The sequence below is a fragment of the Anaeromyxobacter sp. SG17 genome (assembly GCF_022690695.1).
Classification (GTDB): domain Bacteria; phylum Myxococcota; class Myxococcia; order Myxococcales; family Anaeromyxobacteraceae; genus Anaeromyxobacter; species Anaeromyxobacter soli.
The window spans coordinates 1-25,304 of the sequence record NZ_JALCYX010000019.1 but is presented as its reverse complement, the minus strand read 5'-3'; the positions used below and the strand labels follow the sequence as shown (position 1 = coordinate 25,304).

Genomic DNA, 25,304 nt, shown 5'->3' with positions numbered 1-25,304 from the left:
CAGGTCGATCGAGCAGCACGAAGTCGGTCTCGGGCCGAATGGGCCGGTCCTCGGAAGCTGGGCCGTGAGCTTCGCGAGCGGGAGCTTCGTCTACGACCACTCCGACGTCAGCGAGTCCGGTACGTACACGTGCTCGGGACTGACCGTGACGGGCCGGTCGGGCGGCAGGACCTTCGCCGGAGTTTTCGACCCGGCCTGCCAGGTCCTCACCTGGGATGGCGTGACCTACGCGCGGTTTCAGGGGCATTGATCGCGACAGTCGACCTGTCGCGGAGCGGGCCAGAATCACCGAGGGCCGGGACCTTTGTTCAGGATCCCGGCCTCGTGCGCCGGTCGACCCGTGATCGCGGCCGCCTCCCGCACGTGCCCTTGACACCGCAGCGCCCCGTCCATATTCAACCGTCAGGTTGAACTACCGATCCGACATCGTCTTCGCCGCGGTCGCCGATCCGACCCGCCGGGCCATCCTGGATCAGCTGGCGCGCGGGCCGGCGCGGGTGACGGACGTGGCGGCGCCGTTCGCGATGTCGCTCAACGCGATCTCGAAGCACATCAAGGTGCTCGAGCGCGCCGGGCTGGTCCGTCGCACGCGTCGCGGCCGCGAGCACACGCTCGCGCTCGAGCCGGCGCCGCTGCGCGAGGTGGTGCGGTGGGCCTCGAAGCTCGAGCAGTTCTGGACCGAGCGCCTCGATCGCATGGAGGCGTTCTTCGCGGAGAAGAGGAAGCGATCATGAACGAGATCAAGACCACCGAGCTGACCGTGAAGCGCACCATCCCGGCGACCCCGGCGCAGGTCTACGACGTCTGGCTCGACCACCGGAGCCCGGGAAGCCCGTGGTACGGGACCGCCCGCGCGATCATCAACCCGGTCGTGGACGGCCTCTTCTACCATTCCGTCGATCACGCCGGCCGCTCCTGGGCGCACTACGGCCGGTTCGTCGCGCTCGAGCGCGCGAGGCGCATCCAGCACACCTGGATGTCGGAGGCGACGCGCGGCGTCGAGTCGGTCGTGACCGTCACGCTCGAGGCGCGGGGCAGCGACACCGAGGTGACGCTGCGGCACACGAACGTCCCGGACGACGAGATGGGCCGCATGCACGCGGAGGGCTGGAAGTACGTGCTCGGCGCGATGGCCGACCGATTCGTGAAGCGGTAGGCGGCGAGCACTTTTCTGCCGGAGGAGACCATGTCCGTTCGACGAGAGGGCAAAGGCGGCGATGCCTCGGAGCGCGAGATCGTGAGCTCGCGCACGTTCGCGGCTCCGCCCGAGCGCGTGTTCGAGGCGTTTCGTGATCCGTCGCGCCTGGCGCGCTGGTGGGGACCGCAGGGCTTCAGCAGCACCTTCGAGGTGTTCGACCTGCGCCCGGGCGGCACCTGGCGCTTCGTCATGCACGGGCCGGACGGCGTCGACCATCCGAACGAGAGCGTCTTCCTCGCGGTGGAGGAGCCGAGGCGCATCGTCTTCCGCCACCTGTCGGTAGGCCATCCCTTCGAGATGACGATCACGCTGGACGAACAGAGCGGTGGCGCGACCCGCGTCACCTGGCGCATGTGGCACGAGACCGCTGAGCACTGCGCGAGGGTGAAGCCGATCGTCGTCCCGGCCAACGAGCAGAACTTCGACCGGCTCGCGGCGGAGCTCGAGCGGACGACGTGAAGCACCGGGATGGCCAGCGCCGCGAGCCCCGAGCGTGCGCGGCGTGGAGGTTGGAGTCCCGACCCGGAGTCCCCGAGGTTTCGCTCGAGGTCCTTCCTGCGCCGCGCGCGCGGGTGAGGCTTTAGGGTCCGCGCAGGATCTCGTAGCCGCCGAGCTCGGACCGGACCTGCCACCGCTCCAGCGAGGCGGCCCGGTCGAACCCGATCCGCTCGTAGTGGGCGCGCACCGCAGTCGCGGCCCGGTCGATCGCCTCCTGGCTCTCCCAGACCGCGAGCGTCACCACATCGAAGGCGGTCTGCCCACCCCTCTTCCGGAAGACGAGGTGACCGCGGAAGCCGGGGAGGGTCGAGATGAAGTCCAGGTTGCGGCGGGTGGCCTCCTCGAACTCGGCCCGAGAGGCGGCGGGTACGCTGAAGCAGTCGATGCGGAAGCGCAGCCGGGGATCGTCGAGCGCGGTGGTCAGCAGGGTCATGGCGATGGCCTCATCGGGTGGCGCGGGGTGATGGAGCCCTCCGGTGCGAGGAGCACTCGGTGGACGTTCGCGGCACGTGACTTAGGAGCCTCGCTCGGGCGCGGCTTGTACGAACTCATTGCCTTGCGCGCAGGCCCGCGCGCCGGCAAGACGGGAGGGTGCAGGTGCGGTCCTTCCAGCCGAGCGCGCGCCTCGCGCCGTTCGTCCACGCCCTCGAGATCGTCGAGGCGCGGGAGGAGGCGACGCGCACGCTGCTCCCCGAGCCCGGGATCGTGATCGGCCTCCGCTACGCCGGCTCGGCGGCGCTGCTCGAGGGGGCGGAGGCGCGCCGTCTCCCCGACGCCACGGTCACCGGCCTGCACGGGACCAGCCGCCGCGTCCGCACGTCGGCGGGGGGCGGCGTGGTGCTCGTGAAGTTCCGCGAGGGGGGAGCCGCGTCGTTCCTCGGTGTGCCCCTGCACGAGCTCCGCGGCGAGACGCTGCCCATGGACGCGCTCGTGCCCCGCGACGCAGTGGAGCGCGCCGCGGCGCATGCAATGCTGCGTCTCGAAGTGCGACTGGGTTGAGCAAGAGACAGTGCCGCTGAGCGCGGTGACCCCGGTCTGTCGCGCCGCTTCTCGAGACGACAGGTGCAGAACATCAGTAAGCACGCACGCGGTCTCTATACGACTGAAGGCAAGCCAAGGCGACGCCAAACATCAGGATTCTCGAGTTGTGACGTCCTCTGCCTAACAGCTTTCAAAAGAGTATCGGCTACTCGGTTGCGCCAGAATACGGGTGCGGCATCCACGGGCCACGAATTGACCACGCTGGCCGCGATGGCCTCGAACATTCCCCGGCTGAAGGGAGACCCCCTAGAGAGCACGTCCGCGAATGGGCCGGCCATGTACGGAGCGCGCTCAAGCAGGCTGCACGCCTGTTCGGCAAAGCGTTCGGCTTCATCCAACCGAATTCTCCCGTAAATCATCTGAAGGCACATGCACGCCAGTTTGTTCGTGGGGCTTTCGAATCTCGAGGGATCGAAGAGCGCAGTGTCTAGTTGGGCGTCCGAGCTTGGTACTCCCACGCGAACTGCCAACTGAAGCAGCCCGTCGCTGTTCGGCTTGGACCAGAACTGCGACAGGACACGATCGATGACCTCTGAGCCTGACTTCGTACCGACTAGCCTGCGGACAAGTTTTCGCGTCCCAAGAACCTCGAGAACGGGCACCCATTCCTCATCTTGGGCGGCCGGCCAGGGCAGCTGCTTCAATGCCCCGGTGGTCTCGCATTCGCTAAGGATCCCGACCCATTCATCGACAGTGCCTGAAATTGCGGTAGCCCTGCTGAAGAAACACGAAGCAAGCCACTCCGTAAGTACGCGCCGAGGACCACCTGGTGCGGTGTTTCGAAGCGCGATCAAGCGCCCAACAAATTCGACAGAAGGATTCCGAGGGCCCCAGTCTAGTTTCGAAGCGGTAAACGGGAACCCGGTGTCATAAATGTCTCTAGAATACGGTAGGCCACCCGAGGTGGCGAAGTTCTCGAGTTCCTGGAGCGTCACGCCATGGGTACGCCAGCGTGCTTCTGCACGCACCCACTCGTGAGTGTCCCCAAGGTCGCCTCGTTCCGCAGCTTCAGCGAGTGCGATGAGTTGTCGGGGCTCTGTGTCCGATAGGCAGGCAGCCGCGGGCCAGGGGACGACGCGGTCGCGGAGTGCTCGCAGGGTTCGTTGAGAGGTGCACTTCGCCGTGGCCCGAAGCAAGGAGCCCAGCTTGCGAGAGTCGGGAGATGAGGCGAACAGCACTGCCGTGGCCACACACCTCCAGTTCTGGGTTTCTGGAAGCGTTCCAATGTCGACGCTACCGACTCTCGATGCTGTGTCTTGGAGTGAACGAAACCGCACGCGCCCGCGCCCCAGCGCGCCGGCGGCGAAACGAACGGAGTCCTCGGGTCGTACAGGATTGCCTTGGGCCCGGACGGCGCTAACGAACACTGGTGGAACGGCGGTCGCGGCGTCGAATGCCATTCGCTTGAAGAAGATCGGCCAGTCGGTGGGTGGCGCATCATACCGTAAGCTCAACTCCCACATCGCTGTCAGGAGTCGCGCGTCCCGCATGGTCAGCGGGCAGTCGTCGAGTGCGCCCCAAAGCGTAGCGCCACCAGAGATCCTGTTACGGAACAGTTCGAGTGCCCAGTCGTGCCCCAGTTCTGCGAGCGCTACAACGAGCCCCCACGCGGGTCGCTGAATATCCAATGCGCGCTGAAGTATGCGCATTGAAAGTTCTTGCTCAAAGACGGGTCGGAGCGAAACCTCATAGCATCCGGTTAGCCGTTCGATATCGCCATCCTCCGGCGTGTCGAGGACTCGAAGCGACAGCCGCGCGAACGCCGCGGCGTGGGTTGGGTGCTCCGACGACAAGCCTTCGTCCAATACGTCGAGCGCCAAACGCGAACCAGACAGTACCGCGCGATCTGAGCTGCTGGACTCGTTCAGCCGAACACACGTGGCGAGCAAGTCGTCAACCAGGTACTCCCGGTCCACAACGATCCGGCCGGCGGCGAAAAGAAGTACGTTGCGCCAGTGACTTGCGAGCGCAATGTGTGCCAGGCGATCGCGAAGTTGCTGGTCACTTCCTGTCGTGAGAGCCGCCGCTGCCATGAATTCCTGAAGCGAGCGAATTTCGAACCCGACGTGTCCTTCCGTCGGGGCGACCAAGAACACGAGGCGCTGCATCGCAGCATCGATGATTTGCTTGGCGATCACATCGGCAGGAGGCCCGCTGAAGCCGACCTCATTCAAGCGGCCGAGCACTAGGGCGGAAAAACTCTTCCGGTCCATAACGGCTTCAGCGCCGCCTGCGCGTTCACCCTCAAGTTGGAGTCGAAGTGCGACCCTTCGATGAATTGTGTCAATGTGCGTGCGATGGTCGCGCAACACTCTAGAGCTAGGAAGTTGTCGTTCGAGTTCACGCTCGTACATTACATCGTAGTACTTCTGGAAGAGGTTCCACCTCTGCCGCGGCGGTTCGCCGAACCTGTCCACAAGTAGCGCCATGATCGTCACCTGCAACGGACTTCGCATGAGACGGGCGGTGGCGGGCTCGGCGCTGGCAACCTCAAGCCTCGTTAAGATCTTCTGCTGGCGATCCTCGTCCGCTGCGTGTCTCACCTGAACCAAGCGGCACGCGTATCTCAGGGCGGTGGCCTGAGACAATGGCGCTAGATACAGGTGACGGTAGAGGCTTGGCACAAACTCATGCCCGTATCCCTGCGGCCGCGTGGTTGCCAACACGAACACGTCCGCCTGAAGGACGGCGGCGTCGGACCAGAAGTCAGTGATTCGGTCGATGACGTCCTGCCGGTTGCTCGACGGTGGTACCTCATCAAGTCCGTCCAGAACGAGCAACCATGGGTAGCGAGTCAGCCAGACGCGCAGATGCTCTTCGGTAACCGCTGTTCGAGCCGCGTTGCGAAGGCGCAAGGCCAGATAGGAGAGAAGTGATGTGGCACTTCGACTGGCTAGCGCATCAGCAAACTGGCTCAGGACGATTCGCACCGGAAAGCGACGAACCGTGGGGAGCATGAAGCCGTCGCGCTCGGTTTGCGACAGGAACTCCGAAAGCGCTTGCGTGGACTCCGCGGACATCTGCCGCTGCGGGACGTCGCGTAGGATGGCGGCACGGTGCAGCTGGCATACGTACTGGCCGAGGGTCGTCTTTCCTTGTCCGGGACCGCCTACGAGGACATAGCGTCCCGGCTCAGGACACTCAGGACCCCGGCCAAGAGCCGCAGCTCGTTCCGTAACCGAAGCTCGGTCTAGCTTCTGGGCAGCGCCTTGCAACAGTGTGTCAACGACGCCAGGCTCGATGTCCTCGCGGTCCGCATCCTCGAAATCATCGTCTTCTTCGGCGTCATCGACATCATCGAATGATTCCGGCCTTGGGTGAGCGGGTACATCGACGAACACCTGCGCGAGCCTGGTCTGCTCTTCGTTGGCGTAGCCTGCCTGCTCGAGCTTTACATACTGGTCTGCCCTGAGTTCTCGCTGAAGGAAGGCTGTTATCGTTTCGTGGAAATCAGGCGGCGCCGAAGTCCCGCGTAACGCTTCCGCGAGCACGTCTCCAGGAGTGATGAAGGTCGAGTATCGTGTGCGGACGTCCGCGTTGTTGTCGAGGAGGCGACAGAGCTTGTCATAATCCCAAACGTCCGTATCGCGAATGCCGAGGTCGGCGCACGCGTCAGCAAGACACTTCATTACACGGTCTTTGCCCCCGCTTTCGTGAGTGGGTGTCAGAACGACGTTCGTCGCCAAGATGTAGTATTCGGGTCGACGAAGGCGCCGGCCGCGTTCGCGAAACTTCTTAAGTTCACCGGAAAGCTCAGTCAGGAGCCACTGCGCGTCGTCGCGAGCATGTGGTCGCTGGCGGAACTTGGCCTGGATCACGACGTACCCGGACCATGTCGCGTCCGGAGCTCCGTACGCGGTGGGGCCGTCGCACGTCGCCTCTCGTGCGCCGTCAGGGCCGTCACCAAATGGCTGGACCTGCGGGCTAACGGCGTCCAGCGCGAGCGCCTGTACAAGGTGCTCGAATTCTCGCGTCGACAGGCCCGAGATTAAGTAGTCCGCCATCGCTCCGCCCCCTCAAGAATGCGAGCGAGTCTAGCAGGCTTGCGCCCTCACGGGTCCCGGGGGCTGTGTCCCGGAGTCACGAGGACTTGGAGCAGGATTCGAGTCAAGGTTGGGATCAGGGGTCGGCGATGTAACTCAGCGAGAACACGGCGGCGATCCAGTTCTGGTGCTCGCGGAGCCTGCCCGCGACAAGCTGGGGCGTGGTCGTGGTGAGCATCAGCAGAGCAGACGATGGATTTCGAGGACGTCCTTCAGCCGGAGCGGCTTCGCGCCGGCGCCGAGCGCGACGGCGTGCTCCATCGCGACGACGTTGCCGAGGACCGACAGGGCGGTATCGTCGGGCTCCTCGGCCTCGGCGCGTGCGAGGCGCCGCCGCGAGAGGACCAGGCCCTCGATGCGGGACGACGCGACGGACTCGGCGCGGAGCAGACGGCGGGCGAGGACCTCAAGGCTCGCGAGCCGCGGCGGGTCACGGTTCAGTCGACGGCGCGCTCGGCCGTCGAAACCGCGGCGGCGATGCTCGACGGGAGCGGGAGCTCGATGCGCGCGATCGGATCCGGGATGAAGGCGCGGTGCTGAGCGCGCGCCGTCCCGCCTTGACTCCGGTCGCGGAAGGGTTCGCGGGCCAGTGCTGCGTCTCGTCACCGGGTACACACACGTCTGTCGCCGAAAGACGTGCCGCTTCAGCGAGGAGCGGGAGGACGCAGTCGTCCGGCCCGTGCCCGCGCTCCGGGTTCAGGCTCTGGCCGAAGGGCAAGGTCCGGGAGATTCGCTTCCACGATCTCCGGCACACCTACGCGAGCGTGCTCCTAATGCTCGGCGCGCGGCTCGTCTCGGTGCAGAAGCTGCTCGGCCACTCGAATCCGAAGATCACCGAGCGGCGGTACGGGCACCTGCTCCCGGACTTCATGAAGTCCGAAGTCGATCGGCTGCGGTTCGGGCTGGACCAGCTCGCGCCAGCGGCGGACGACAGCGGCTCGCCCTTCGACAGGCTCAGGGCGAGCGGGAGCGGGGACGCGGCCGGATCCCGAGAAGACTCGGCTAGCTTTCGCCACCGTCAGCCGGTCCTTGGTATCCCATTTGGTGTCCGCCTCCGACTCCAGAAACACCAAGGCCGGGACCCTTGTTCAGGATCCCGGCCTCGAGAGGTGGCGGGGTGTAGGGGACTCGAACCCCTGGCCTCCGGCGTGACAGGCCGGCGTTATAACCGACTTAACTAACACCCCAAGTCGAACACTTGGATGGGCGGAACAGGCTTCGAACCTGTGACCCTCGCCTTGTAAGGGCGACGCTCTACCCCTGAGCTATCCGCCCAAGGCGCGAAAGCGGACGGGTTTCTAGCTTGAGCAGACCCGCATGTCAACGGTGGCCGCGCCTGGGACGGGCCGCCGCGGCGGGGCTCCGGCGGGAGGTGGTCACGCTGGACCGGCCCGGGTACGCATGGTAACGGGGGCGCCACGGATGGCCTGGAAAACGGGGACGAAGGTGATCCACCGCGCGCAGCGCGGCTGGGGCGTTGGGGTGATCGTCCAGATCGCCGACGAAGGGCGGCGCCTGGCGGTCCGCTTCGCCGGCCGCGAGGGCGTGACGGTCGTCTCCGGCCGCGACCCCGCGCTCACCGAGGTCCCGGCGGACACCCCGCTCGAGAAGGCGGGGGCCGGTGGACCGCTCGACGCCCTCGCCGCCGGCGAGCAGGCCTCCGCCGCCGCGTTCGCGCTCCGCACCCGCGTGAACCGGCTCGAGGCGCTCCGCCGCGCCGACTCGCTCGGCGCGCTGCTCTCGTCGCGCGTCCACGTGCTCCCGCACCAGGTCGGCGCCGCGGGCCGCATCCTCTCGGACCGGCTGCCGCGCTTCGTGCTCGCCGACGAGGTCGGCCTCGGCAAGACCGTCGAGGCGGGGCTCGTCTTCGCCGGCATGCGCCAGCTCGGCATCGCCGAGCGCGTGCTCGTGATCGTCCCCGAGCACCTCGCCTTCCAGTGGCTCGCCGAGCTGTTCCACAAGTTCAACGCGCTCTTCTCGCTGCTCACGCCGGAGCGGATCGCCGCCCTCGGCGGCGCCGAGGCGGCGCTCGCGCGCTCGCCCCACGCGATCGTCTCGTTCGAGGCGCTCCGCGACGACCCGGAGCTCGTGGACGTCGCGGCCGAGATCCCGTTCGACCTCCTCGTCGTGGACGAGGCGCACCACCTCGCCGACGACGCGCTCCACGCCGCCGTCGCGCCGCTGTGCCGCGCCTCCTACGGCGTGCTCCTCCTCACCGCCACGCCGGTGCGCCTCGATCCGCGCGAGTACTTCCGGCTCCTCTCGCTCGTCGAGCCGGTCCCCTCGACCACGCTCGACGAGTTCCTCGTCCGCCTCGAGCAGCACGACGCGTACGCGGACGTCGCGCGGAAGCTCCTCGCGGGCGGCTCCCCCGAGGACGCGCTCGCGCGGCTGCGCGAGCTCGCCCCCGGCGACGAGGTCTTCACCCGCGAGGAGCCCGCCGACCGCCTCACGCTCCTCTCCCACCTGGCCGATCGCTACAGCCTCTCCGCGCGCCTCATCCGCAACCGGCGCGTGAAGGTCGGCGCGTTCACCGCCCGCGTGCTGCGCCGCAAGGACGTCGGGGAGGGCGAGAAGCGCGCCGCGCTCGTGGAGCTCTGCGCCCGGCTCGCGAAGGGCGGCGAGAAGGTCCTCGTCTTCGGCCACGACGTCGAGGCGCTCCGCGAGCTGCAGGCCGGCATCGGCGGCGCCGGGCTCGAGGCGCTCCTCTACGACGACGCGCCCTCGCTCGAGGGGCGCGACCGCCTCGTCGCGCGCTTCCGCGATCCCGAGGGGCCGATGGTCCTCCTCTCCGGCGAGTCCGGCGGCGAGGGGCGCAACTTCCAGTTCGCGAGCCAGCTCGTCTGCGCCGACCTCCCCGAGTCGCCGCTCGTGCTGGAGCAGCGCATCGGCCGCCTCGACCGGCTCGGGCAGCACCGCCCGGTCGAGATCCACCTCGTGGTCGAGCCGGGCGAGGAGGCGTTCCTCGCCGACCTCTACGAGAAGGAGATCGGCATCTTCGAGGAGCCGGTCGGCGGCCTCGACGCGGTGCTCGCCTCGCTCCCCGAGGAGCTCGACGCGCTCCGCCGCAAGCGCACCGAGCGCACGCGCGAGGCGTTCCGGAAGGACCTCGCCGAGCGCGTCGCCGCCGCCCGCACGGCGCAGCACGAGGGCGACCCGCTCCTCGACATCCGCTCCGCCTCCCTCCCCGAGCTGTCGCGCCTCGTCACGAACGCGTTCGAGCGCATGGGCGAGGAGGTGCCGGAGGGCATCGGCGGGGCGCAGGCCGCGGGCGAGGCCGTGGAGCAGGCGCTCGTCACGCTCTCGCGCTGGCTCGAGGAGGAGCTCGAGGACCTCGCGACGGACGTGGGCCAGCGGATCGGCATGGAGGTGGACACCGACCAGAACGTCCACCCGTTCGAGGTCGCCTTCACGCTGGGCTCCGGCATGCGCATCGAGGCGCTCCCCGGGATGGAGATGCCGGAGGAGCCGGTCACCTACCTCGGCTCGTTCTGGCGCGAGACCGCGGTCGCCCGCGACGAGCTGCAGTGGTTCGCGACCGGGCACAAGCTCGTCGAGGCGCTGGTCGGGCTCGTCCGCGACGGCGAGGCGGGCCGCTCCGCCGCCTTGAAGCGCGAGTGGGCGCCCCGCCGCGGCGGGCTCTACGCGCGCTTCGAGCCGCGCCTCGCCTCGAGCGCAGACCTCGCGCCCGGCGCGCGCGTCGCCTCCCGCCAGGCGTCGCGCTACCTCGATCTCTCCCCGGTGTCGGTGCTCGTCGACCTGGAGGGCGTCCACAAGCACGTGCCCGGCGGCGCCCAGCGGCTCGAGGACGAGATCGAGGACGTGCAGGACGCGAAGGTCGGCGCCGCGCCGGCCGCGGTCCTCGAGGCCGCGCGCGAGGCGGCCGAGCGGGAGGCGCTCGAGATCCTCGCCCGGCGCCGCGAGGAGGCCCACGAGCTGCTCGCCTTCCACGCCGACTCCGAGGAGGAGCGGCTCATCGAGTCCGCCTTCCAGGGCGGCGCGCCGCGCGCCCGCATCGAGGGCGCGCTCGCCATCCTGCGCCAGCACCGCGAGATCGTGGCGCGGGCGATCGACAAGGCGAAGCTCGAGCTCGAGGCGGCGGCGGTCGTCGTTCCGTAGCCTCGGCGCACGATCCCTGCCTGCGACGGGCGGCTCCCCTAGGCGCAGAACCGTTCGATCGCGTGCGCCAGGATCTCCGCCGCCCGCTCGAGCTGCGCGATCTCCACGTACTCGCCGGTCCGGTGCGCCACGCGGATGTCGCCCGGGCCGAAGACGCACGCCTCGGCGCCGAGCCCGATCACCTCGGGCAGCTCGGTGCCGAACGGCACCGTCGTCGGCCGGTTCCCGCTCTCCGCCTCCAGGAAGCGCACGATCTCGGCCTCCGCGGGAGTGACCGCGGCGGCGTCGGTGCGGAGCGGCGTCACCTCGATCTGCACCTTGCCGCCGTTCGACCGCGCGAGCCGCGCGCAGGCGTCCTCGACGAGGCGCAGCGCCTTGCGCGGATCCTGCCCCGGGATCGGCCGCCACTCGTAGGTGAAGCGGCACTCGCCGGCGATGATGTTCCGCGCCTTGCCGCCCTGGATGACGCCGACGTTCCAGGTGGTGTGCGGCGGCGAGAACGCGCCGTCCGCCTCGGCGCGCAGCGCCTCGCCGATCTTCTCGAGCTCGGGGAAGAGCCGCCCGGCGGCGTGGATGGCGGAGGCGCCGACCTCCGGGTAGGCGCTGTGCCCCTCCACCCCGGTGAGCACCACCTCCACCGCGCAGTAACCCTTGTGCGCGCGCACCGGCGTGAGCGAGGTGGGCTCGCCCACGATCGCGTGGCGCGGGTGCACCCGGCCCTCCGCGAGGAGGCGCTTCGCGCCGAGGCAGCCGATCTCCTCGTCGGCCGTGAAGAGTAGGGAGAGCGGGTGCCGCCCCGGCGCCGCGCGCGAGGCGGCGACGAGCGCCGCGGCGAGGAAGCCCTTCGTGTCCGCCGCCCCCCGCCCGTAGATCCGCCCGTCGCGCTCCTCGCCGAGGAGCGCCTCGCCCCAGGTCGGGTCGAACGGCACGCAGTCCGAGTGACCGACGAGCGCGAGGCCGCCGCCCGCGGCCGGCCCGCGCCGGCAGACGAGGTTGCCCTTCTCGACGCCGTTCGCGTCCACCCAGGCCTGGCGGCGCGTCTCGAAGCCGAGCGCGCGCGCCTCGCGCTCGAGCAGGTCGAGCATGGGCAGGTTCGACCGCGTGGAGGTCGAGTCGATCGCGATGAGGGAGCGGAGGAGCGGGACGAGATCCATGGCGAGGAGCCTAGACGACCTGCGGCCGGCGCGCCGGCTTCTCGTCACCGCGTCAGCCGGCGCCCCACAGCCGGCCCATCGCCGCGCGGAAATCCGCGAGGATCCGCGCGGCGGGCACCCTCCCGGGAGCCGCGTCGCCGGCCGTGATCACCGCCTCGCCCGCGACGTGCACCTCCCGGATCGCCGTCCGCGCGAGCGCGAAGACCACCGTGGGGAGGAGCGCCTCGGGCGCCGCGCCGGCGATGGACGGGTCGTCGAGATCGACCGCCACGAAGTCGGCCGGCTCGCCCGGCGCGAGCGTCCCGCCGCGGAGCCCGAGCGCGCGCATGCCACCCGTGGTGGCGGCGCCGAGGAGCCGCGCCGCGAGCGTCCCCGCGGGCTCGTCGAGCACGTTGCGCTCCCCGCGCACGAGCCGGAGCTGCAGCTCGAGCGCGCGCGCCTCGCCGAGCAGGTCGATCTCCGCGAGCGAGTCCGCACCGAGCGCGAGCCGCGCGCCCGCCGCGACGAGCCGGTCGGCGGGGACGACCCCGTCGCCCAGGTTCCGCTCGGTGAGCGGGCACGCGCACACCGTCGCGCCCGCGGCGCCGATGGCGCGCACGTCGTCGTCGTCGAGGTGGATGGCGTGCACGAGCGTCGCGCCCGGGTGGAGCGCGCCGGCGCGGGCGAGGAGGGCGATCGGAGAGAGGCCGTGCTCGGCGCGGCAGGCGAGGACCTCCGCCGGTTGCTCGGCGGCGTGCACGTGGAGCGGGAGCCGCCGCCGCCGCGCCTCGGCGGCGAGCGCCGCGAGCCACGGCTCGGGGCAGGCGCGGACGCTGTGGGGCGCGACGCCGACGGTGGCGAGGGGATCGCCCTGGAGCTCCGAGGCGAGCTCGTCGAGCCCGGCGAGGTAGGCGTCCACGCTCGGCTCGACGAAGCGGCGCTGGAGCGGATCGGCCGGGAGGTCGTGGCCGGCGCGCGCGTAGGCGGCGCGCAGGAGCACGACCCGGAGCCCGACGTCGCGGGCCGCCCGCACGACCCGCAGGGCGAGCTCGGCGGGCTCGGCGTACGGGCGGCCGTGCGGGTCGCGGTGCAGGTAGTGGAACTCGCCCACCGCGGTGACCCCGGCGCGCGCGAGCTCGTGGAACGCCATCCGCGCGACCGCCTCGAGGTCGTCCGGGCCGAGCCGGTTCGCGGCGGCGTACATGGCGGCGCGCCAGCTCCAGAAGTCCTCGCGGCCCGCGCCGCGCCGCTCGGTCCGCCCGCGGATTGCCCGCTGGAAGGAGTGGCCGTGGGCGGAGACGAGGCCGGGGAGGAGGAGCCGGCGCGGGAGCGGGACCTGCTCGGCGCCCGGCGGCGGCTCGCCGACGGCCACGACCGCCCCGTCCCGGACGGAGAGCGCCGCGCCGGCGCGCAGCTCGCCGCCGGCGAGCAGGAGATCGGGCAGGTAGGCGCGCGTTGGGCCGGGCACGGGGGAGGCGCGGAGCGGCAGGCGAGCTATGATGCGCCTCGTGCCGCTCTCCTTCGTGAAGTACCACGGGCTCGGGAACGACTTCATCGTCGTGGACGGGCCCCTGATGGACCCCGACCGCGCCCGGCGCCTCTGCGACCGGCGCCGCGGCATCGGCGCCGACGGCGTCTTGACCGTCCTGCCTCCCCGGACGCCCGGCGCCGCCGCCACGATGCACATCTTCAACTCCGACGGCTCGGTGGCGGCCATGTGCGGGAACGGGATCCGCTGCGTCGCCCGGCACCTCGCCGAGACGCGCGGCCTCTCGGGCGAGCTGGTCATCGACACCGACTCCGGCCCGAAGCGCTGCGCCGTGCACCGCGACGCGGCCGGCGTCCCGTCCAGCGTCTCGGTCGAGATGGGGCCGGCGCGGGTCCTCGGGGACGAGGAGTTCCGGGTGGAGGGCGAGACCCTCCGCGCCGCGCGCGTCTCGATGGGGAACCCGCACGCCGTCCTCTTCGACGTCCCCACCCGCGAGCGCGCGGCCGCCATCGGGCCCGCGATCGAGCGGGCCGTGGCGGGCGGCGTGAACGTCGGCTTCGCGCGGCCGGGCCACGGGGGCGGGATCGACCTCGTGGTGTGGGAGCGGGGGGCGGGGCTCACCGACGCGTGCGGGACGGGCGCCTGCGCCGCGGCGGTGGCCGCGGTGCGCGCGGGCGCGGCGCCGGTCCGGACCCCGGTGGAGGTGCGGCTCCCGGGCGGCACCCTCGAGATCACCGTCGGCGAGGACCTCACGCGCGTGACGATGCGCGGCCCGGCCGCGCGGGTGTTCGCCGGCGAGGCGGACCTCTAGGGATGGCGACCGGCAGGATCCTCGTCGTCGACGACGAGCGGCTCTTCCTCGAGCTGTTCGGCCGCGCGCTCGCGAACGCCGGGCACGCCACGCGCACGGCCTCCTCCGCCGAGGAGGCGCTGGCGCTCCTCGCCGAGGAGCGCTTCGAGCTCGTGGTCACCGACATCGTCATGCCGGGCATGGACGGCGTCGCCCTCGTGCGCGAGGCGAAGCGGCGCGACCCCGAGCTCGAGGCGGTGGCGGTGACCGGGCGCGAGGACGTGCGGATGGCGGTCGAGGCCATGAAGGCCGGCTGCGCGGACTTCCTCACGAAGCCGGTCGAGCCCGAGGAGCTCGTCGCCGTCGCGGAGCGCGCGCTCGGCCGCGTGCAGCTCCGGCGCGAGCACTCGCAGCTCGTCTCCGAGAACCTCGACCTCACCCGCGCCCAGGCGCTCTACCGGCAGGGGCTGCAGATCCTCTCGACGCTCGACGGCGAGCGGCTCCAGGACCTGGCGCTCTCCGTGCTCGCGCGCGTCACCGACGCGCAGGGCGCGGCGCTCTGGACCGCCGGCGAGCGCGGCGAGCTCCTGCTCCGCGCCTACCGCGGCGTGGTGGATCGCGCGGCGCTGCCGGCGCGGATCGACCCCGCCGGCGCGGAGTGGGCGGAGCCGCTGCGCGGCGGCGCGCCGTTCGAGGCGCCGTTCGCCGGCGCGGGCGAGGCCATGCTCGTGCCGCTCGTCGCGGACGACGAGCCGGTCGGCGTGGCGCTCCTCTCCGATCGCGCCGCCGGCCCCTTCGGCGCCGAGGAGCACCAGGCCGCCGCGACCATCGCCGACTTCACCGCCATCGCGGTGAAGAACGCGCGCCGCTTCCAGGCGGTGGAGCGGGTGGGCCTGCGCGACCGCGAGACCGGCGCCTACAACCTCGCCTACTTCGTGGACTACGCGGGCAAGGAGTTCTACAAGGCCCGCCGCTACGCGCGGTCCTTCTCGCTCGTGGTCCTCTCCCTCGACAACGCCGAGCAGATGCGCAAGGAGGCGGGGCGCGAGCCGTACCGCCGCGCGGTGCGCGACCTCGTCGCGGCGGTGGCGCGCGTGGGACGGGACGCCGACATCCTCGCGAAGGTCTCGGAGAGCGAGTACTACGTGCTCCTCCCCGAGACCGACCACTTCGGCGCGCTCATGTTCCTGCGCCGCGCGGTCGAGGAGGTCCGGCGCGAGGACGCGATCCAGCGCGTCGAGGAGCGCTGCCCGGTGCTCCTCTCCATGGGCGCCGCGACGTTCCCGAAGGACGGGGAGGACTTCGACGAGCTGCTCCACTGGGCGCGCGGGCGCATCCTGGAGCAGCGCGGCTCGCTCGTCCGCCGCCTGCACCTCGACGACCTCGACCCGGCCGCGTTCTGGGAGCTCTCGGACCTGCTGCTCTCCGGCGCGGGCCCCATCCCGGAGAGCTCGCCCTCCGCGCGGGCGCGCGTCGAGGGCGACCTTCTCGCCGCCGCCCAGCGCGAGGCCGCCCGCGAGATCGCGCGCGACCCGCGGGCGCGGGGGATGCTGTACGTCGGCGGGCAGGGCGGGCGCGGGCTCGCGGCGCTCGTGCAGGCGCTCCCGCCCGGCGACGCCGCCGCGCGCGCCGGGGATCCGTCCGCGCGGGTGTACCTGCTCGGCCCCCGCGGCCGCGACGCGGCGCCGGTCGTGCACCCGCTCGTCACCGAGGTCTACCTCGACGGCGACAAGCGCTTCGCCGATCACGCCTTCGTGCTCTTCCTCTCCGAGCACTCCGCCTACGCGCTCCTCGCCGGCCCCGGGGGCCGGGTGTTCCACACCTCCGACGCGCCGCTCGTGGACGCGCTCGTCGCGAAGCTCCAGCACCTCTACGACCTGCAGCCCCTCTAGCGAGGCGAGATGGCCCCCGGTCGCAAGATCCTCATCGCAGACCCCGACGCCGCGACGGTGCGCGCCCTCGCCCCGGCGCTGCGCCAGCGCGGCTACCAGGTCCACGCCGCCCGCGACGCCTCGCGGGCGCTGCAGATCGCGATCCTCCGCTTCCCCGACCTCGTCCTCCTCGACGAGCGCGCGGGGCTCCTCGACCCGCGTACCTTCGTGCGCATCCTCCGCACGAACCCGCGCACCGAGCGGATCCCCGTCGTCCTCACCGGCGAGAACGTCGATCCGGAGCGCGCGCGCCTCGGCACGTTCCTGCGCAAGCCGTTCAACCTCGACGAGGTCCTCGCCCGCATCGAGCAGATCTTCCGCCGCGTCGACGCCGCCCGCGCGGTCTCCGGCGAGACCCGCGAGATCGAGGGGAACCTCGCGCAGATCCCCATCGCCGACCTCCTCCAGATCCTCGCCGGGAACCGCAAGACCGGCCGGCTCACCGTGGAGCGCGAGGGAGAGCGCGCCGAGATCGCGCTCTCCGATGGGCGCGTCGTGGACGCCGCGATGGGCGCGGCGGTGGGCGAGAAGGCGCTGTGGCGGCTCCTCACCCGGCGCGAGGGGCAGTTCGCGTTCGTGCCGGGCGCGCTCGCCGGGCCGCAGCGGATCGACCGGCGCGTCGAGGAGCTGGTCCTCGAGGGGCTGCGCCAGGCCGACGAGCTCGCGCGGCTCCTGCCGGCGCTCCCGCCGCCCGGCGATCTCGTCGAGCTCGCCGTCCACCCGAGCGAGATCCCCGCCGGCCTGCACCCGGTCACCGAGGAGGTGGTCGCGCTCCTCGCCGGGCCGCGCCGCTTCCAGGACGTGGTGGACCGCTGCCGCGCCTCCGACCTCGAGACCGTCCGCGCGCTCGTCGCGCTCCTCGAGCGCGGCTACGCGCGCCGCCTCGCCGGACCGGCCCCCGCGGAGGTCACGCCGCTGCTCGGCCCGGCCGAGCTCCACGCGCTGCGGGCGCGCATCGCGCGCGGCCGCTCCTCCGGCGCGCAGGCGGTGGGCAAGGTCGTCCTCGCCGGCGGCGGCCCGCTCGCGCGCCGCGCGGCGCTCCAGCGCTTCCAGACCGTCCCCGGCTTCCACGCGGAGGTCGAGGCCCCCGCCGGCTTCGGCACGCTCGGGCGCGTCACGCTCGGCGAGGGCGTACGCCTCGACCTGACCGAGCTCCCCGGCGAGCGCGCGCAGCGGCCGCTCTGGCGGCCCTTCGCGGCGGGCGCCGTCGGCGCGCTCGTCCTGCTCCCCGCCGACGACGACGCGCCGCTCCTCGCCGAGCTCGCGAACGTGCTCCGCCTCCCCGTGGTCGTCTGCGGGCCATCCGAGGCGGCGGTGCCGGAGTCGCTCCGCCAGGCGCCGGGCGGATTCGCCTTCGAGGGGAGCGACGCCGCGGAGGGGCTGCGCGCGCTCCTCGCCGGCGCGGGCGCGCGCGCCGCGATGTACTGAGCGGGCGCGGGAGGAGCTCCAGGTGCGGATCCCGATCTGGCAGGTGGACGCGTTCGCCGAGCGCGTGTTCGCCGGGAACCCGGCCGCCGTGTGCGTCCTCGACGGCTGGCTCCCGGACGACACGCTCCGCGCGATCGCCGCCGAGAACGCGCTCTCCGAGACCGCGTTCCTGGTGCGCGAGGGCGACGGGTACGCCATCCGCTGGTTCACGCCGACGGTCGAGGTGGACCTCTGCGGCCACGCGACGCTCGCCGCCGGCTTCGTCGTGCTCTCCCGGCTCGAGCCCGGCCGCGCGGCGGTGACGTTCCGCTCGCAGAGCGGCCCGCTCGCCGTCGCGCGAGGCGAGGGCGAGCGCCTCGTCATGACGTTCCCGCGCCGTCCCGCGAGGCCCGTCGAGCCGCCGGAGCCGCTCCTCCGCGCGCTCGGCCGCCGCCCGCTCGCGACGCTCCTCGCGCGCGATCTCGTCGCGGTCCTCGAGAGCGAGGAGGCGGTGCGCGCCGCGGCGCCCGACCTCGCGGCGGTCGCGGCGCTCGACGCGGCGGGGCTCGCGATCACGGCGCCGGGGAGCCGCGGCGCCGACTTCGTCTCGCGCTACTTCACGCCCCAGGCCGGCATCCCCGAGGACCCGGTGACCGGCTCGGCGCACTGCACCCTCGCGCCCTACTGGGCCGGGCGCCTGGGGCGCCGCCGGCTGCTCGCGCATCAGGTGTCGCGCCGCGGCGGCGTCGTCGAATGCGAGGACCGCGAGGACGCGGTGGTGCTCGCCGGGCGCGTCGCGCCCTACCTCACGGGCGAGCTCGAGCTGCAGGGTCGCTAGGGAAGGTCGGGGTCGCCGAGCGCGGCGCGGACGATCGGGCTCGTGCACAGGAGCCGGAACTCCGCGCGCGTGAGCCAGGCTGTGCGGGACGAGCGCTTCCCGCGCAGGACGAGGCGCACCCGCTCCGCGTCGTGCGCCACGGTCGCGGCCGCGCCCGCCGACAGATCCCGCTCGAGCGAGCGCAGGTGGCGGTGGATGCGCAGGGCCCGCTTTCCCTCGGGCGAGGAGAGCGCGTGGAAGTAGCGGTTCCGGCTGAAGCCGGGGTCCTGCCGGAGTCGCTCGACCGCGCGCGTGACGAAGTCCGCCATGGGAGCCCAGGACGTTAGCACCCGTCCCGGCGGCGGGCCACGGGATCACGCCTCCGAGGCGCGCCGCTGGCGCGCCGGGCTCCCGGTGACGGGCGTGGGCCCGGCCGCCCGCGCGAGCAGAAAGCGGGCGAGCGCATGGTCGGTCGAGTAGACGTGATCCTGCAGCCAGCCGGTCACCTCGCGCTCCAGCCGGAGCACGAGCCGCGCGCTCGCACCCTCCACCGCGAACAGGTTCGAGAGCGCGTCGATCTCGGCGCCGAAGGCGAGGTGCTCGGCGGCGTGGAGGGCGGCGTCGGGGTACGCCACCTCGCGCATGAGCCGCTCCTCCGCGGCGAAGTGATCGCGGGTGTAGTGCTGGAGGAAGCCGATGAGGCTCGTCGCCTCGCTGCGGTCGCGCCGGAGCATGGCGTCGAGGAGCCGGTCGAAGCGGCGGAACAGCTCCTCGTGCTGCGCGTCCAGTTCGGCCACGCCAAGCGACAGGGCCGACGTCCAGCGGAGCGCCATGGAATCTCCCCTCCCGCGCCATGGTCGCGCGGTCCTCTGACGGAGGGTACGAGCCCTGGAGCCCGCTGACACGCCCACGGTTGACGGACATCACGACCGCCCCGAGAGGAGCGGCGTGCGCGCCTTCGCCCACACTCTAAGTGGGGATGGCTGTCGTGGTCGCGACCAGCCGCGACAGGCTGGCGCGGTCGCGACGGCCGGAGGGGCCGACGACCACCGCGACGAGGTTCCGGCGCCGGAACGTCTCGGCCGCGACGCGCTGCACGTCGGCGGGGGTGACGCGCTCGACGCGGCGGCAGCGCTCCTCGAAGCTCTCGGGCGCGGAGAGCACCTCGCCCGCGCCGTACCAGCCGGCGAGGTCGGCCGCGCTGTCGAGCGAGAAGGCGAGGGTCATGCGGTGGCGCCGCTGGACGCGCAGCAGCTCCTCCTCCGGCATGGGCTGCTCGGCGAGCTGGCCGAGGACCCGCAGGACCTCCTCCAGCACGCGCGGGAGCTTGCGCGGGGCGCACGCGCCGTCCACGACCGTCATGCCCGCGTCGGCGAACGTGTCGATCCCGGCGTGCAGCGAGTAGGCGAGGCCGCGCCGCTCGACGATCTCGAACGGCAGCCGGGAGGAGAGCCCGTCGTCGAGGATGCGCCGGATGCAGAGGTGGACCGGGTAGTCGGCGTGGCGCTCCGGAGGGCAGGGGAACGAGACCGAGAACTCCGCCTGGGCGTCGTCGTGGTCCACGAGCTCGAGGCGCGGCCCGCCCGGCCAGGGCGGCGGCGCGAGGTCGGTGCTGGCCTTGCCGCGGGGCAGGCGTCCGAGGTGCTCCTCGGCGAGCTCCTCCACGTCGCTCGCCCGCACGGGACCCGCCACCGCCAGGACGAGGTTCGCCCCGCTGTAGAAGCGCTCGTGGTGCGCCCGCACGTCGCGCCGCGAGAGGCGCCGCACGATCTCCGGCGTCCCCGCGATCTTGTAGCCGAGCGGGTGATCGCCGAAGACGATGCGCTTCGAGAGGTTGTCCGGGTCGATGTCGCGGCCGTCGGCGTCCACCTCGTCGAGGATCTCCTCCAGGATCACCTCGCGCTCGACGTCCATCTCCTTGAGGAGCGGCCGGCGGATGAGGTCGCCGAGGATGGCGAGCCCGGTTCCGACCTCGTCCGGGTGGATGGGCGTGTAATAGCAGCCGTGGTCGCGCGCGGTGATGCCGTTCAGGCTCCCGCCGGCGCTCTCCACCGCCGCGTTCATCGCGACCGTGTCCGGCCAGGCCACCGAGCCTCGGAAGAACAGGTGCTCGAGGAAGTGCGAGACCCCGTTCCGCGCGGCGGTCTCGTGTCTCGAGCCGGCGCGCACGTAGAGCGCGATCATGGCCGAGTGGAGGCCCGGCGCGCGCGCCGTGAGCACGCGCAGCCCGTTCGACAGCACGGAGCGATGCACCTCCCCCCAGTTCTCGCGCGGGGGCCTCGGACGCGCCGCGACGCGCTGGCGGGGATCGCCGGCGCGGATCATCGCGCCGGCCTTCTGCGGAAGGAGCTTGCGGCGCTTCCGCCGGATCTCGTGCCTCGGCTGCCTCATCTCGTACTCACGACCTCCGTGGGTGTTGCAGTCTGCTCGTCCGCCGCCGCCGGCAGGCGGACGGCGAACGTCGTCCCTCGACCGACCGCGCTGTCGCAGCGGATCGAGCCTCCGTGCTCCTCTACCACCTGCCGGGTGAAGGCGAGACCGAGACCGGTGCCGCGCTCCTTCGTCGAGTAAAAGGCCTCGAAGATGCGCGTCAGATCCCCTGGGGGGATCCCCCCGCCCGTATCGGCGACCTCGGCCTCGATCGCTTCCCCCGCGCGGCGGGTGCGCACCGTCACGATCCCGCCCGAGGGCATGGCCTCCCGGCTGTTGCGGAGCAGGTTGAGGAACACGGCGCGGAGCTGGCCCTCGTCCGCCTGCACGGTGGGCAGCCCCGGCTCGAGCTCGCGATGGAGCTCGATCCGGGCGGCCGCGAGCTCCGGGGCGAGGAAGTCGAGCAGGCCAGCGAGGAGCTCGTTCAGGTCCTGGCGCTCGAGCGCAGGCTTCGGCAGCCGCGCGAACCGCAGGTACTCCTCGGCCACGCCGTTCAGGCGATCGACCTCGCGCGAGATGGCCGCCACGAGCTGCGTCGCCTCGCGGGGAGCGGACAGCTCCGCGAGCTCCTCGGCGAGGAGCTCGGCGTTGAGGCCGATCGCGTTCAGCGGGTTGCGGATCTCGTGCGTGATCTGGGCGGAGATGCGGCCGACCGCGGCGAGCCGCTCCGCCCGCCGGAGCTCGTCGCGCTGCCGCCCGAGCGAGGCCGCCATGGCGTTGAACTCGCCGGCGAGCAGGCCGATCTCGTCGTCGCTCCTCACGTCGACCATGCGCGTGAGATCGCCCGCGGCGACGGCCTTCACCCCCTCGGTGAGCGTCTGGATGGGCGCGAGGAGCCGCTGCGAGAGCAGGGCGGCGCCCACGCCGATCGCGAGCGCGCCGAGCGAGTAGAGGACGATGAGCGCCACCGTCCGGCCCTCCGCCCGCTCGGCCGCCCGGACACGATCGGCGGTCTGGCTCTCCAGCGCGACCTGGAGGAGCTTCACGTCGAGCGAGAGCCCCTTCTCGAGCTGGCGGACCTCCTGCGCGTGCGCCTCGAAGGCGGCGGCCGTCCGCGGATCCTGCCCCTCGCCGGCCTCGAGCGCGTCGAAGAGCGCGCGCGCCTTGGCGTCGTACTCCGACCAGCGGGTGCCGAGCGCGGCGAGCCGCCCCTGCACGTCGTCGAGGAAGCGCGCGTCCTCGTCGCGGGCGAGGAGCCGGGCGTCGGCGATGACGCGGTTCGCCTCCTCGATCTTCTCCCGGACGAGGGCCGGGAAGTGCGCGCGCGCCACCGGGAGGTACGCCTGGCGCGCGGCGCGATCGAGGGCCCGCGCCTCCAGCGCCCGGGCCGCGACCCAGTCCTTCGTCTCGAGCTGCGCCGCGATGCGGGTGAGCGGCTGGTAGCCCGTCGAGAGGAGGCGGAGGTCGCGGCGGGCGTCGTGCAGCCGGACGATGGCGAACGCGGCGACGGCGCCGAAGGCGGCGAGGGCCACGGCGAAGGTGAGGAAGATGCGGGTGGCGACGCGGCGCATTCGAGGGGCGGGGATCCTAGCGCGTCCGAAAGGCGCGGCCCCGCCGAATCGTTCCTAACCTCCCGCGGAGCGGAGCGCGGCGGCCGAGCGCACGCCCGCCGCGTTCCTTCCAAGAGGCTGGAAGGTCTGTTAGTTACGGAGGTCCTCCACCGGAGCACATCCGCCATGACCGGACTCTTCGCCTTCCTCGCCCTCGTCGGCGTCCTCGCAGCCGTCGCCTTCTTCCTCTCTGCCCGCGGTGCGCGCGCCGAGCTCGCCGCGCGCACCGGCGACCGCGCGAAGCTCGAGGCGGACGCCGAGGCGGCGCGCAAGGCGGCCCAGGACGCGCGCGCGGAGGCGAAGAAGACGCGCGAGGAGGCCTCGGCGCTGCGGGGTGATCTCGAGCGCGCGAAGAAGAAGGCCTTCGAGCAGGCGGAGGCCGCGCGGCGCGCGGGCGGCGCGCCGGCGCTGCGCGAGGAGATCGACAAGCTCGGGGCGCGGCTCGCGGAGGCGCGCGCCGAGGCGGCGCACCAGGCGGAGCGGGCCCGCGCGGTGGAGGGCGAGCTGCAGAAGGCTGCGGCCCAGCTCGAGCGCGCGCGGAGCCGCCCGGTCGAGGCGCCTCGCGCCCCGACCCCCGCGCCGGCCCCGGTCGCGGTGCCCGCCGCGGCTCCCGCCGTGGACGACGGCCGCCTCGCCGCCGAGAAGGATCGCGCCGACAAGGCCGAGTCGAAGCTCGCGGAGGCGCGCAAGCGGGTCGCCGAGCTGGAGCGAGATCTCAAGGCCATCCGCGGGCGGCTCGAGACCGAGAAGCGGGTCTACATGGTGCAGAAGGGCGAGCTCGAGCTCGCGGCCGACCGCTACACCGAGCTGCGCCGCCGCCACGACACGCTCCGCAAGGAGCACGACGAGCTCGTCGAGGCGGTGCGGCAGGCCGCGCGGGAGGAGCGCCGCCTCGCCGAGAGCGCCAAGGGGAAGGGCGAGGGGAGCGAGCCCGCCGGCGGAACCGCCGCGTAGCGGCGGGCCCGGGAACGCGCAGGCCTGCTCAGGCGGGCTGCGCCTCACCGCCGGTGATCGGGCTGCTCACGCTCGCGTTCGCGAGCAGCTTGAACACGGGCGCGAGGTCGCGGAACACGCCGAGGAGATCGCCGAGCGACAGGCTCCGCGCCTCCTCGCTCGTCCACGCGATCCCGACGTCGAGCCCCACCGCGCCGGGGGCGAGGTCCTCCGCGAGCTCCAGCCAGAAGGCCGCGGTGTGCGCGGGCGCGAGCTCGGGGAGCTCCTCGTAGTTCCAGTCCCGGAAGCTGCGGAGCTTGCGGAACGGCTTGCCCTTCCGCGCGAGGTTCGGCGCCTCGCGCGCGAGGGCGGCCTGCAGCGCGGCGCGCGACGGGGAGTCCCCCTTCACGCCCACGCGCGCGTGCAGGTGCTCGCGCGTCGCGACCACCGCGAGGTAGGGGATCCCGCGGTAGCCCTTCGGGCTCTCGCAGAACGTGACGAGCGCCTCGTCGGGGGCGACGCCCCGGCGGTGGACGATCTTGCCGGGGTGGACGAAGAGCTCCCGCCCGGCGACGCGGGACAGGCCGGAGAGGCAGTGGTTCCCGAGCTCGACGAGCTTCGGCTGAAGCTTTCCCGTGAGCGCGGCGGACCGCGCGTCGGGATCGTCGATCTCGAACATCCCGAAGTCGGGTGGACCGAGGCCGAGGCCTGCCATGAGCGCCCCCAGCGCAATTGGGCGGACGATCCTAACACACGTTGACGGCCCGGGCGGCGTGGGCCTAGGTTCACCCCTCCGATGCAGAAGGACCAGCGGCTCCTCGACCTCGCGGCGCTCCTGCTCAAGGCCGCCGAGCCCGTCTCCTGGCGCGAGATCCAGGAGCAGTTCCCCGAGGACTACGGCGGGAAGGGCGAGGCCGCGATCCGCAAGTTCGAGCGGGACAAGGCGGACCTGCTCGAGCTCGGGATCCCCGTGCGCTACGCCGCGGGGGACGAGGACCTCCCCGCCGGCTACCTCATCGAGCGGGACGAGTTCTACCTGCCCGACCTGCGGCTCCCGCCGGAGGACCTCGCCCTCCTCTACCTCGCCGGCTCGGCGGCGCTCGCGAGCGGGACGTTCCCCTACTCCCGCGACCTCGCCCACGCGCTCAACAAGCTCTCCTTCGCGGCGCGGGCGCCGGGCGCCTCCGAGGCCGCGGCGCTCGCGACGCGCCAGCTCTCCGCGCCCGAGGAGGGCGACGGCGTGGACGTCGGCGCGCGCGTGGAGGAGCTCTCGCGCGCGGTCGCGCACAAGAAGCGCGTCCACGTCGTGTACCTCGGCGCGGAGCGGCGCCAGACGACCGAGCGCGACGTCGATCCGTACGGTCTCTTCCAGCGCGGCGGCGCCTGGTTCCTCGCGGGCTTCTGCCACCTGCGCCAGGCGATCCGCACGTTCCACCTCAAGCGCATCGTCTCGCTCGCCATGAACCCGTCGGCGCCCCGCACGCCGGACTTCGCGACGCGCAAGGACTTCTCGCTCGCCGACTTCGCCACCCGCGAGATCTGGGAGTACGACGTCCACGGCGCGGTCCGCTGCCGGATCCGGCTCGAGCCGCCCGTGCCCGCCGAGGTGATCGCCTCGTTCGGCCCGCGCGCGAGGCTCGCGGAGGACGGCGGCGCGACGCTCGTCGAGGTGGACGCCACGAACGAGGAGGGGCTCTTGCGGCACGTGCTCGCGCTCGGCGATCGCGCGGAGCTCCTCCAGCCGAAGGCCTTGCGCGAGAAGGCGCGCACGGTGCTCGCCGGCCTCGAGCGGGGGCTCGCGTGAGCGCGGCGAAGGGACGCAAGGCGTCGCCCGCGGCCCCGGCGTCCCGCGCTCCGGCGCGGCGCGCGGCGCCGAGGTCCGCCGCGCCGAAGCCGGCCCAGGCCCCGGCCCCGAAGGCCGCCGC

General features: G+C 72.4%; 21 protein-coding genes, 2 tRNA genes and 1 pseudogene. 12 read left to right on the top strand and 12 right to left on the bottom strand.

What is annotated here, in order from left to right; all coding sequences use genetic code 11:
* Window positions 1-407: 407 nt before the first annotated feature.
* From MNY60_RS09710 to MNY60_RS09700, 3 genes are read left to right on the top strand one after another with little or no spacing between them, the layout of a single operon-like run.
* On the top strand, window positions 408-734 hold the full coding sequence (locus MNY60_RS09710; RefSeq protein ID WP_242334631.1) for a helix-turn-helix transcriptional regulator: 327 nt from the start codon (window positions 408-410) through the stop codon (window positions 732-734).
* Window positions 731-1,156, top strand: coding sequence for an SRPBCC domain-containing protein (locus MNY60_RS09705; protein ID WP_242334628.1), 426 nt, complete (start codon window positions 731-733; stop codon window positions 1,154-1,156). Before MNY60_RS09710 ends, MNY60_RS09705 begins: the two co-directional genes overlap by 4 nt.
* Before the next feature lie 30 nt (window positions 1,157-1,186).
* A complete protein-coding gene (locus tag MNY60_RS09700; RefSeq protein ID WP_242334625.1) occupies window positions 1,187-1,657 on the top strand; it encodes an SRPBCC family protein in 471 nt (156 codons plus the stop codon).
* A 121-nt stretch (window positions 1,658-1,778) separates the two neighbouring features.
* Here MNY60_RS09700 and MNY60_RS09695 read toward each other — a convergent pair whose 3' ends face one another.
* Window positions 1,779-2,129 carry an antibiotic biosynthesis monooxygenase family protein gene (locus tag MNY60_RS09695; protein ID WP_242334622.1) on the bottom strand — a complete coding sequence of 117 codons (351 nt, stop codon included), beginning with the start codon at window positions 2,127-2,129 and terminating at the stop codon, window positions 1,779-1,781.
* A gap of 158 nt (window positions 2,130-2,287) precedes the next feature.
* Here MNY60_RS09695 and MNY60_RS09690 point away from each other — a divergent pair, with 158 nt between their 5' ends.
* Window positions 2,288-2,695: a DUF6597 domain-containing transcriptional factor gene (locus MNY60_RS09690; RefSeq protein ID WP_242360518.1), complete on the top strand. Its 408-nt coding sequence runs from the start codon at window positions 2,288-2,290 to the stop codon at window positions 2,693-2,695.
* Window positions 2,696-2,790: 95 nt separating this feature from the next.
* On the opposite strand, the gene MNY60_RS09685 is transcribed toward MNY60_RS09690, so the two are convergent.
* On the bottom strand, window positions 2,791-6,555 hold the full coding sequence (locus MNY60_RS09685) for an NACHT domain-containing NTPase (protein WP_242360517.1): 3,765 nt from the start codon (window positions 6,553-6,555) through the stop codon (window positions 2,791-2,793).
* A gap of 402 nt (window positions 6,556-6,957) precedes the next feature.
* Window positions 6,958-7,386: a Fic/DOC family N-terminal domain-containing protein gene (locus tag MNY60_RS24235; protein WP_242360516.1), complete on the bottom strand. Its 429-nt coding sequence runs from the start codon at window positions 7,384-7,386 to the stop codon at window positions 6,958-6,960.
* Between MNY60_RS24235 and MNY60_RS24460 the strand changes: the two are divergent.
* Window positions 7,314-7,625: pseudogene (locus MNY60_RS24460) on the top strand (tyrosine-type recombinase/integrase); the annotation flags it as partial. The gene MNY60_RS24235 and the pseudogene MNY60_RS24460 overlap by 73 nt on opposite strands.
* Before the next feature lie 265 nt (window positions 7,626-7,890).
* On the opposite strand, the gene MNY60_RS09675 reads toward MNY60_RS24460, so the two are convergent.
* Together MNY60_RS09675 and MNY60_RS09670 are read right to left on the bottom strand one after the other, a co-directional pair.
* Window positions 7,891-7,967 (bottom strand) — tRNA-Asp (locus MNY60_RS09675).
* A gap of 16 nt (window positions 7,968-7,983) precedes the next feature.
* Window positions 7,984-8,055, bottom strand: a tRNA-Val gene (locus MNY60_RS09670).
* A 147-nt stretch (window positions 8,056-8,202) separates the two neighbouring features.
* On the opposite strand from MNY60_RS09670, the gene MNY60_RS09665 reads away from it, so the two are divergent.
* Window positions 8,203-10,899 (top strand): SNF2-related protein, encoded by a 2,697-nt coding sequence (locus tag MNY60_RS09665; RefSeq protein WP_242360515.1) that lies wholly within the window; start codon window positions 8,203-8,205, stop codon window positions 10,897-10,899.
* A 38-nt stretch (window positions 10,900-10,937) separates the two neighbouring features.
* On the opposite strand, the gene argE is transcribed toward MNY60_RS09665, so the two are convergent.
* Window positions 10,938-12,053 carry an acetylornithine deacetylase gene (gene argE, locus MNY60_RS09660; protein WP_242360514.1) on the bottom strand — a complete coding sequence of 372 codons (1,116 nt, stop codon included), beginning with the start codon at window positions 12,051-12,053 and terminating at the stop codon, window positions 10,938-10,940.
* Window positions 12,054-12,105: 52 nt separating this feature from the next.
* Window positions 12,106-13,500, bottom strand: coding sequence for a formimidoylglutamate deiminase (locus MNY60_RS09655; protein WP_242353041.1), 1,395 nt, complete (start codon window positions 13,498-13,500; stop codon window positions 12,106-12,108).
* 31 nt (window positions 13,501-13,531) lie between these two features.
* Here MNY60_RS09655 and dapF point away from each other — a divergent pair, with 31 nt between their 5' ends.
* The 4 genes from dapF to MNY60_RS09635 are packed head-to-tail and all read left to right on the top strand — an operon-like array spanning window position 13,532 to window position 18,487.
* Window positions 13,532-14,332, top strand: a complete 801-nt coding sequence (gene dapF / locus MNY60_RS09650; RefSeq protein WP_242353043.1) for a diaminopimelate epimerase — start codon at window positions 13,532-13,534, stop codon at window positions 14,330-14,332.
* A gap of 2 nt (window positions 14,333-14,334) precedes the next feature.
* Window positions 14,335-16,203, top strand: a complete 1,869-nt coding sequence (locus MNY60_RS09645; RefSeq protein WP_242353045.1) for a response regulator — start codon at window positions 14,335-14,337, stop codon at window positions 16,201-16,203.
* A gap of 9 nt (window positions 16,204-16,212) precedes the next feature.
* The gene (locus MNY60_RS09640) at window positions 16,213-17,670 is read left to right on the top strand and encodes a DUF4388 domain-containing protein (protein ID WP_242353047.1); all 1,458 of its coding nucleotides are present in this window, start codon (window positions 16,213-16,215) and stop codon (window positions 17,668-17,670) included.
* 22 nt (window positions 17,671-17,692) lie between these two features.
* Window positions 17,693-18,487: a PhzF family phenazine biosynthesis protein gene (locus MNY60_RS09635; RefSeq protein ID WP_242353049.1), complete on the top strand. Its 795-nt coding sequence runs from the start codon at window positions 17,693-17,695 to the stop codon at window positions 18,485-18,487.
* Here the strand turns inward: MNY60_RS09635 and MNY60_RS09630 are convergent.
* From MNY60_RS09630 to MNY60_RS09615, 4 genes are all read right to left on the bottom strand, one after another.
* Window positions 18,484-18,795: a hypothetical protein gene (locus MNY60_RS09630; protein WP_242334534.1), complete on the bottom strand. Its 312-nt coding sequence runs from the start codon at window positions 18,793-18,795 to the stop codon at window positions 18,484-18,486. The genes MNY60_RS09635 and MNY60_RS09630 overlap by 4 nt on opposite strands.
* A 45-nt stretch (window positions 18,796-18,840) precedes the next feature.
* The gene (locus tag MNY60_RS09625) at window positions 18,841-19,299 is read right to left on the bottom strand and encodes a bacteriohemerythrin (protein WP_242353059.1); all 459 of its coding nucleotides are present in this window, start codon (window positions 19,297-19,299) and stop codon (window positions 18,841-18,843) included.
* A gap of 136 nt (window positions 19,300-19,435) precedes the next feature.
* Entirely contained in the window at window positions 19,436-20,857 is a 1,422-nt protein-coding gene (locus tag MNY60_RS09620) for a pitrilysin family protein (RefSeq protein ID WP_242334528.1), read from the bottom strand.
* On the bottom strand, window positions 20,854-22,407 hold the full coding sequence (locus MNY60_RS09615) for a HAMP domain-containing sensor histidine kinase (RefSeq protein ID WP_242334525.1): 1,554 nt from the start codon (window positions 22,405-22,407) through the stop codon (window positions 20,854-20,856). Before MNY60_RS09615 ends, MNY60_RS09620 begins: the two co-directional genes overlap by 4 nt.
* Before the next feature lie 165 nt (window positions 22,408-22,572).
* Between MNY60_RS09615 and MNY60_RS09610 the strand changes: the two genes are divergently transcribed.
* A complete protein-coding gene (locus tag MNY60_RS09610) occupies window positions 22,573-23,400 on the top strand; it encodes a hypothetical protein (protein ID WP_242334523.1) in 828 nt (275 codons plus the stop codon).
* A 28-nt stretch (window positions 23,401-23,428) separates the two neighbouring features.
* Here MNY60_RS09610 and MNY60_RS09605 read toward each other — a convergent pair whose 3' ends face one another.
* Entirely contained in the window at window positions 23,429-24,094 is a 666-nt protein-coding gene (locus MNY60_RS09605; protein WP_242334520.1) for a DUF1054 family protein, read from the bottom strand.
* Window positions 24,095-24,175: 81 nt separating this feature from the next.
* Here MNY60_RS09605 and MNY60_RS09600 point away from each other — a divergent pair, with 81 nt between their 5' ends.
* Window positions 24,176-25,183 (top strand): YafY family protein, encoded by a 1,008-nt coding sequence (locus MNY60_RS09600; RefSeq protein ID WP_242334517.1) that lies wholly within the window; start codon window positions 24,176-24,178, stop codon window positions 25,181-25,183.
* Window positions 25,184-25,304: the final 121 nt, after the last annotated feature.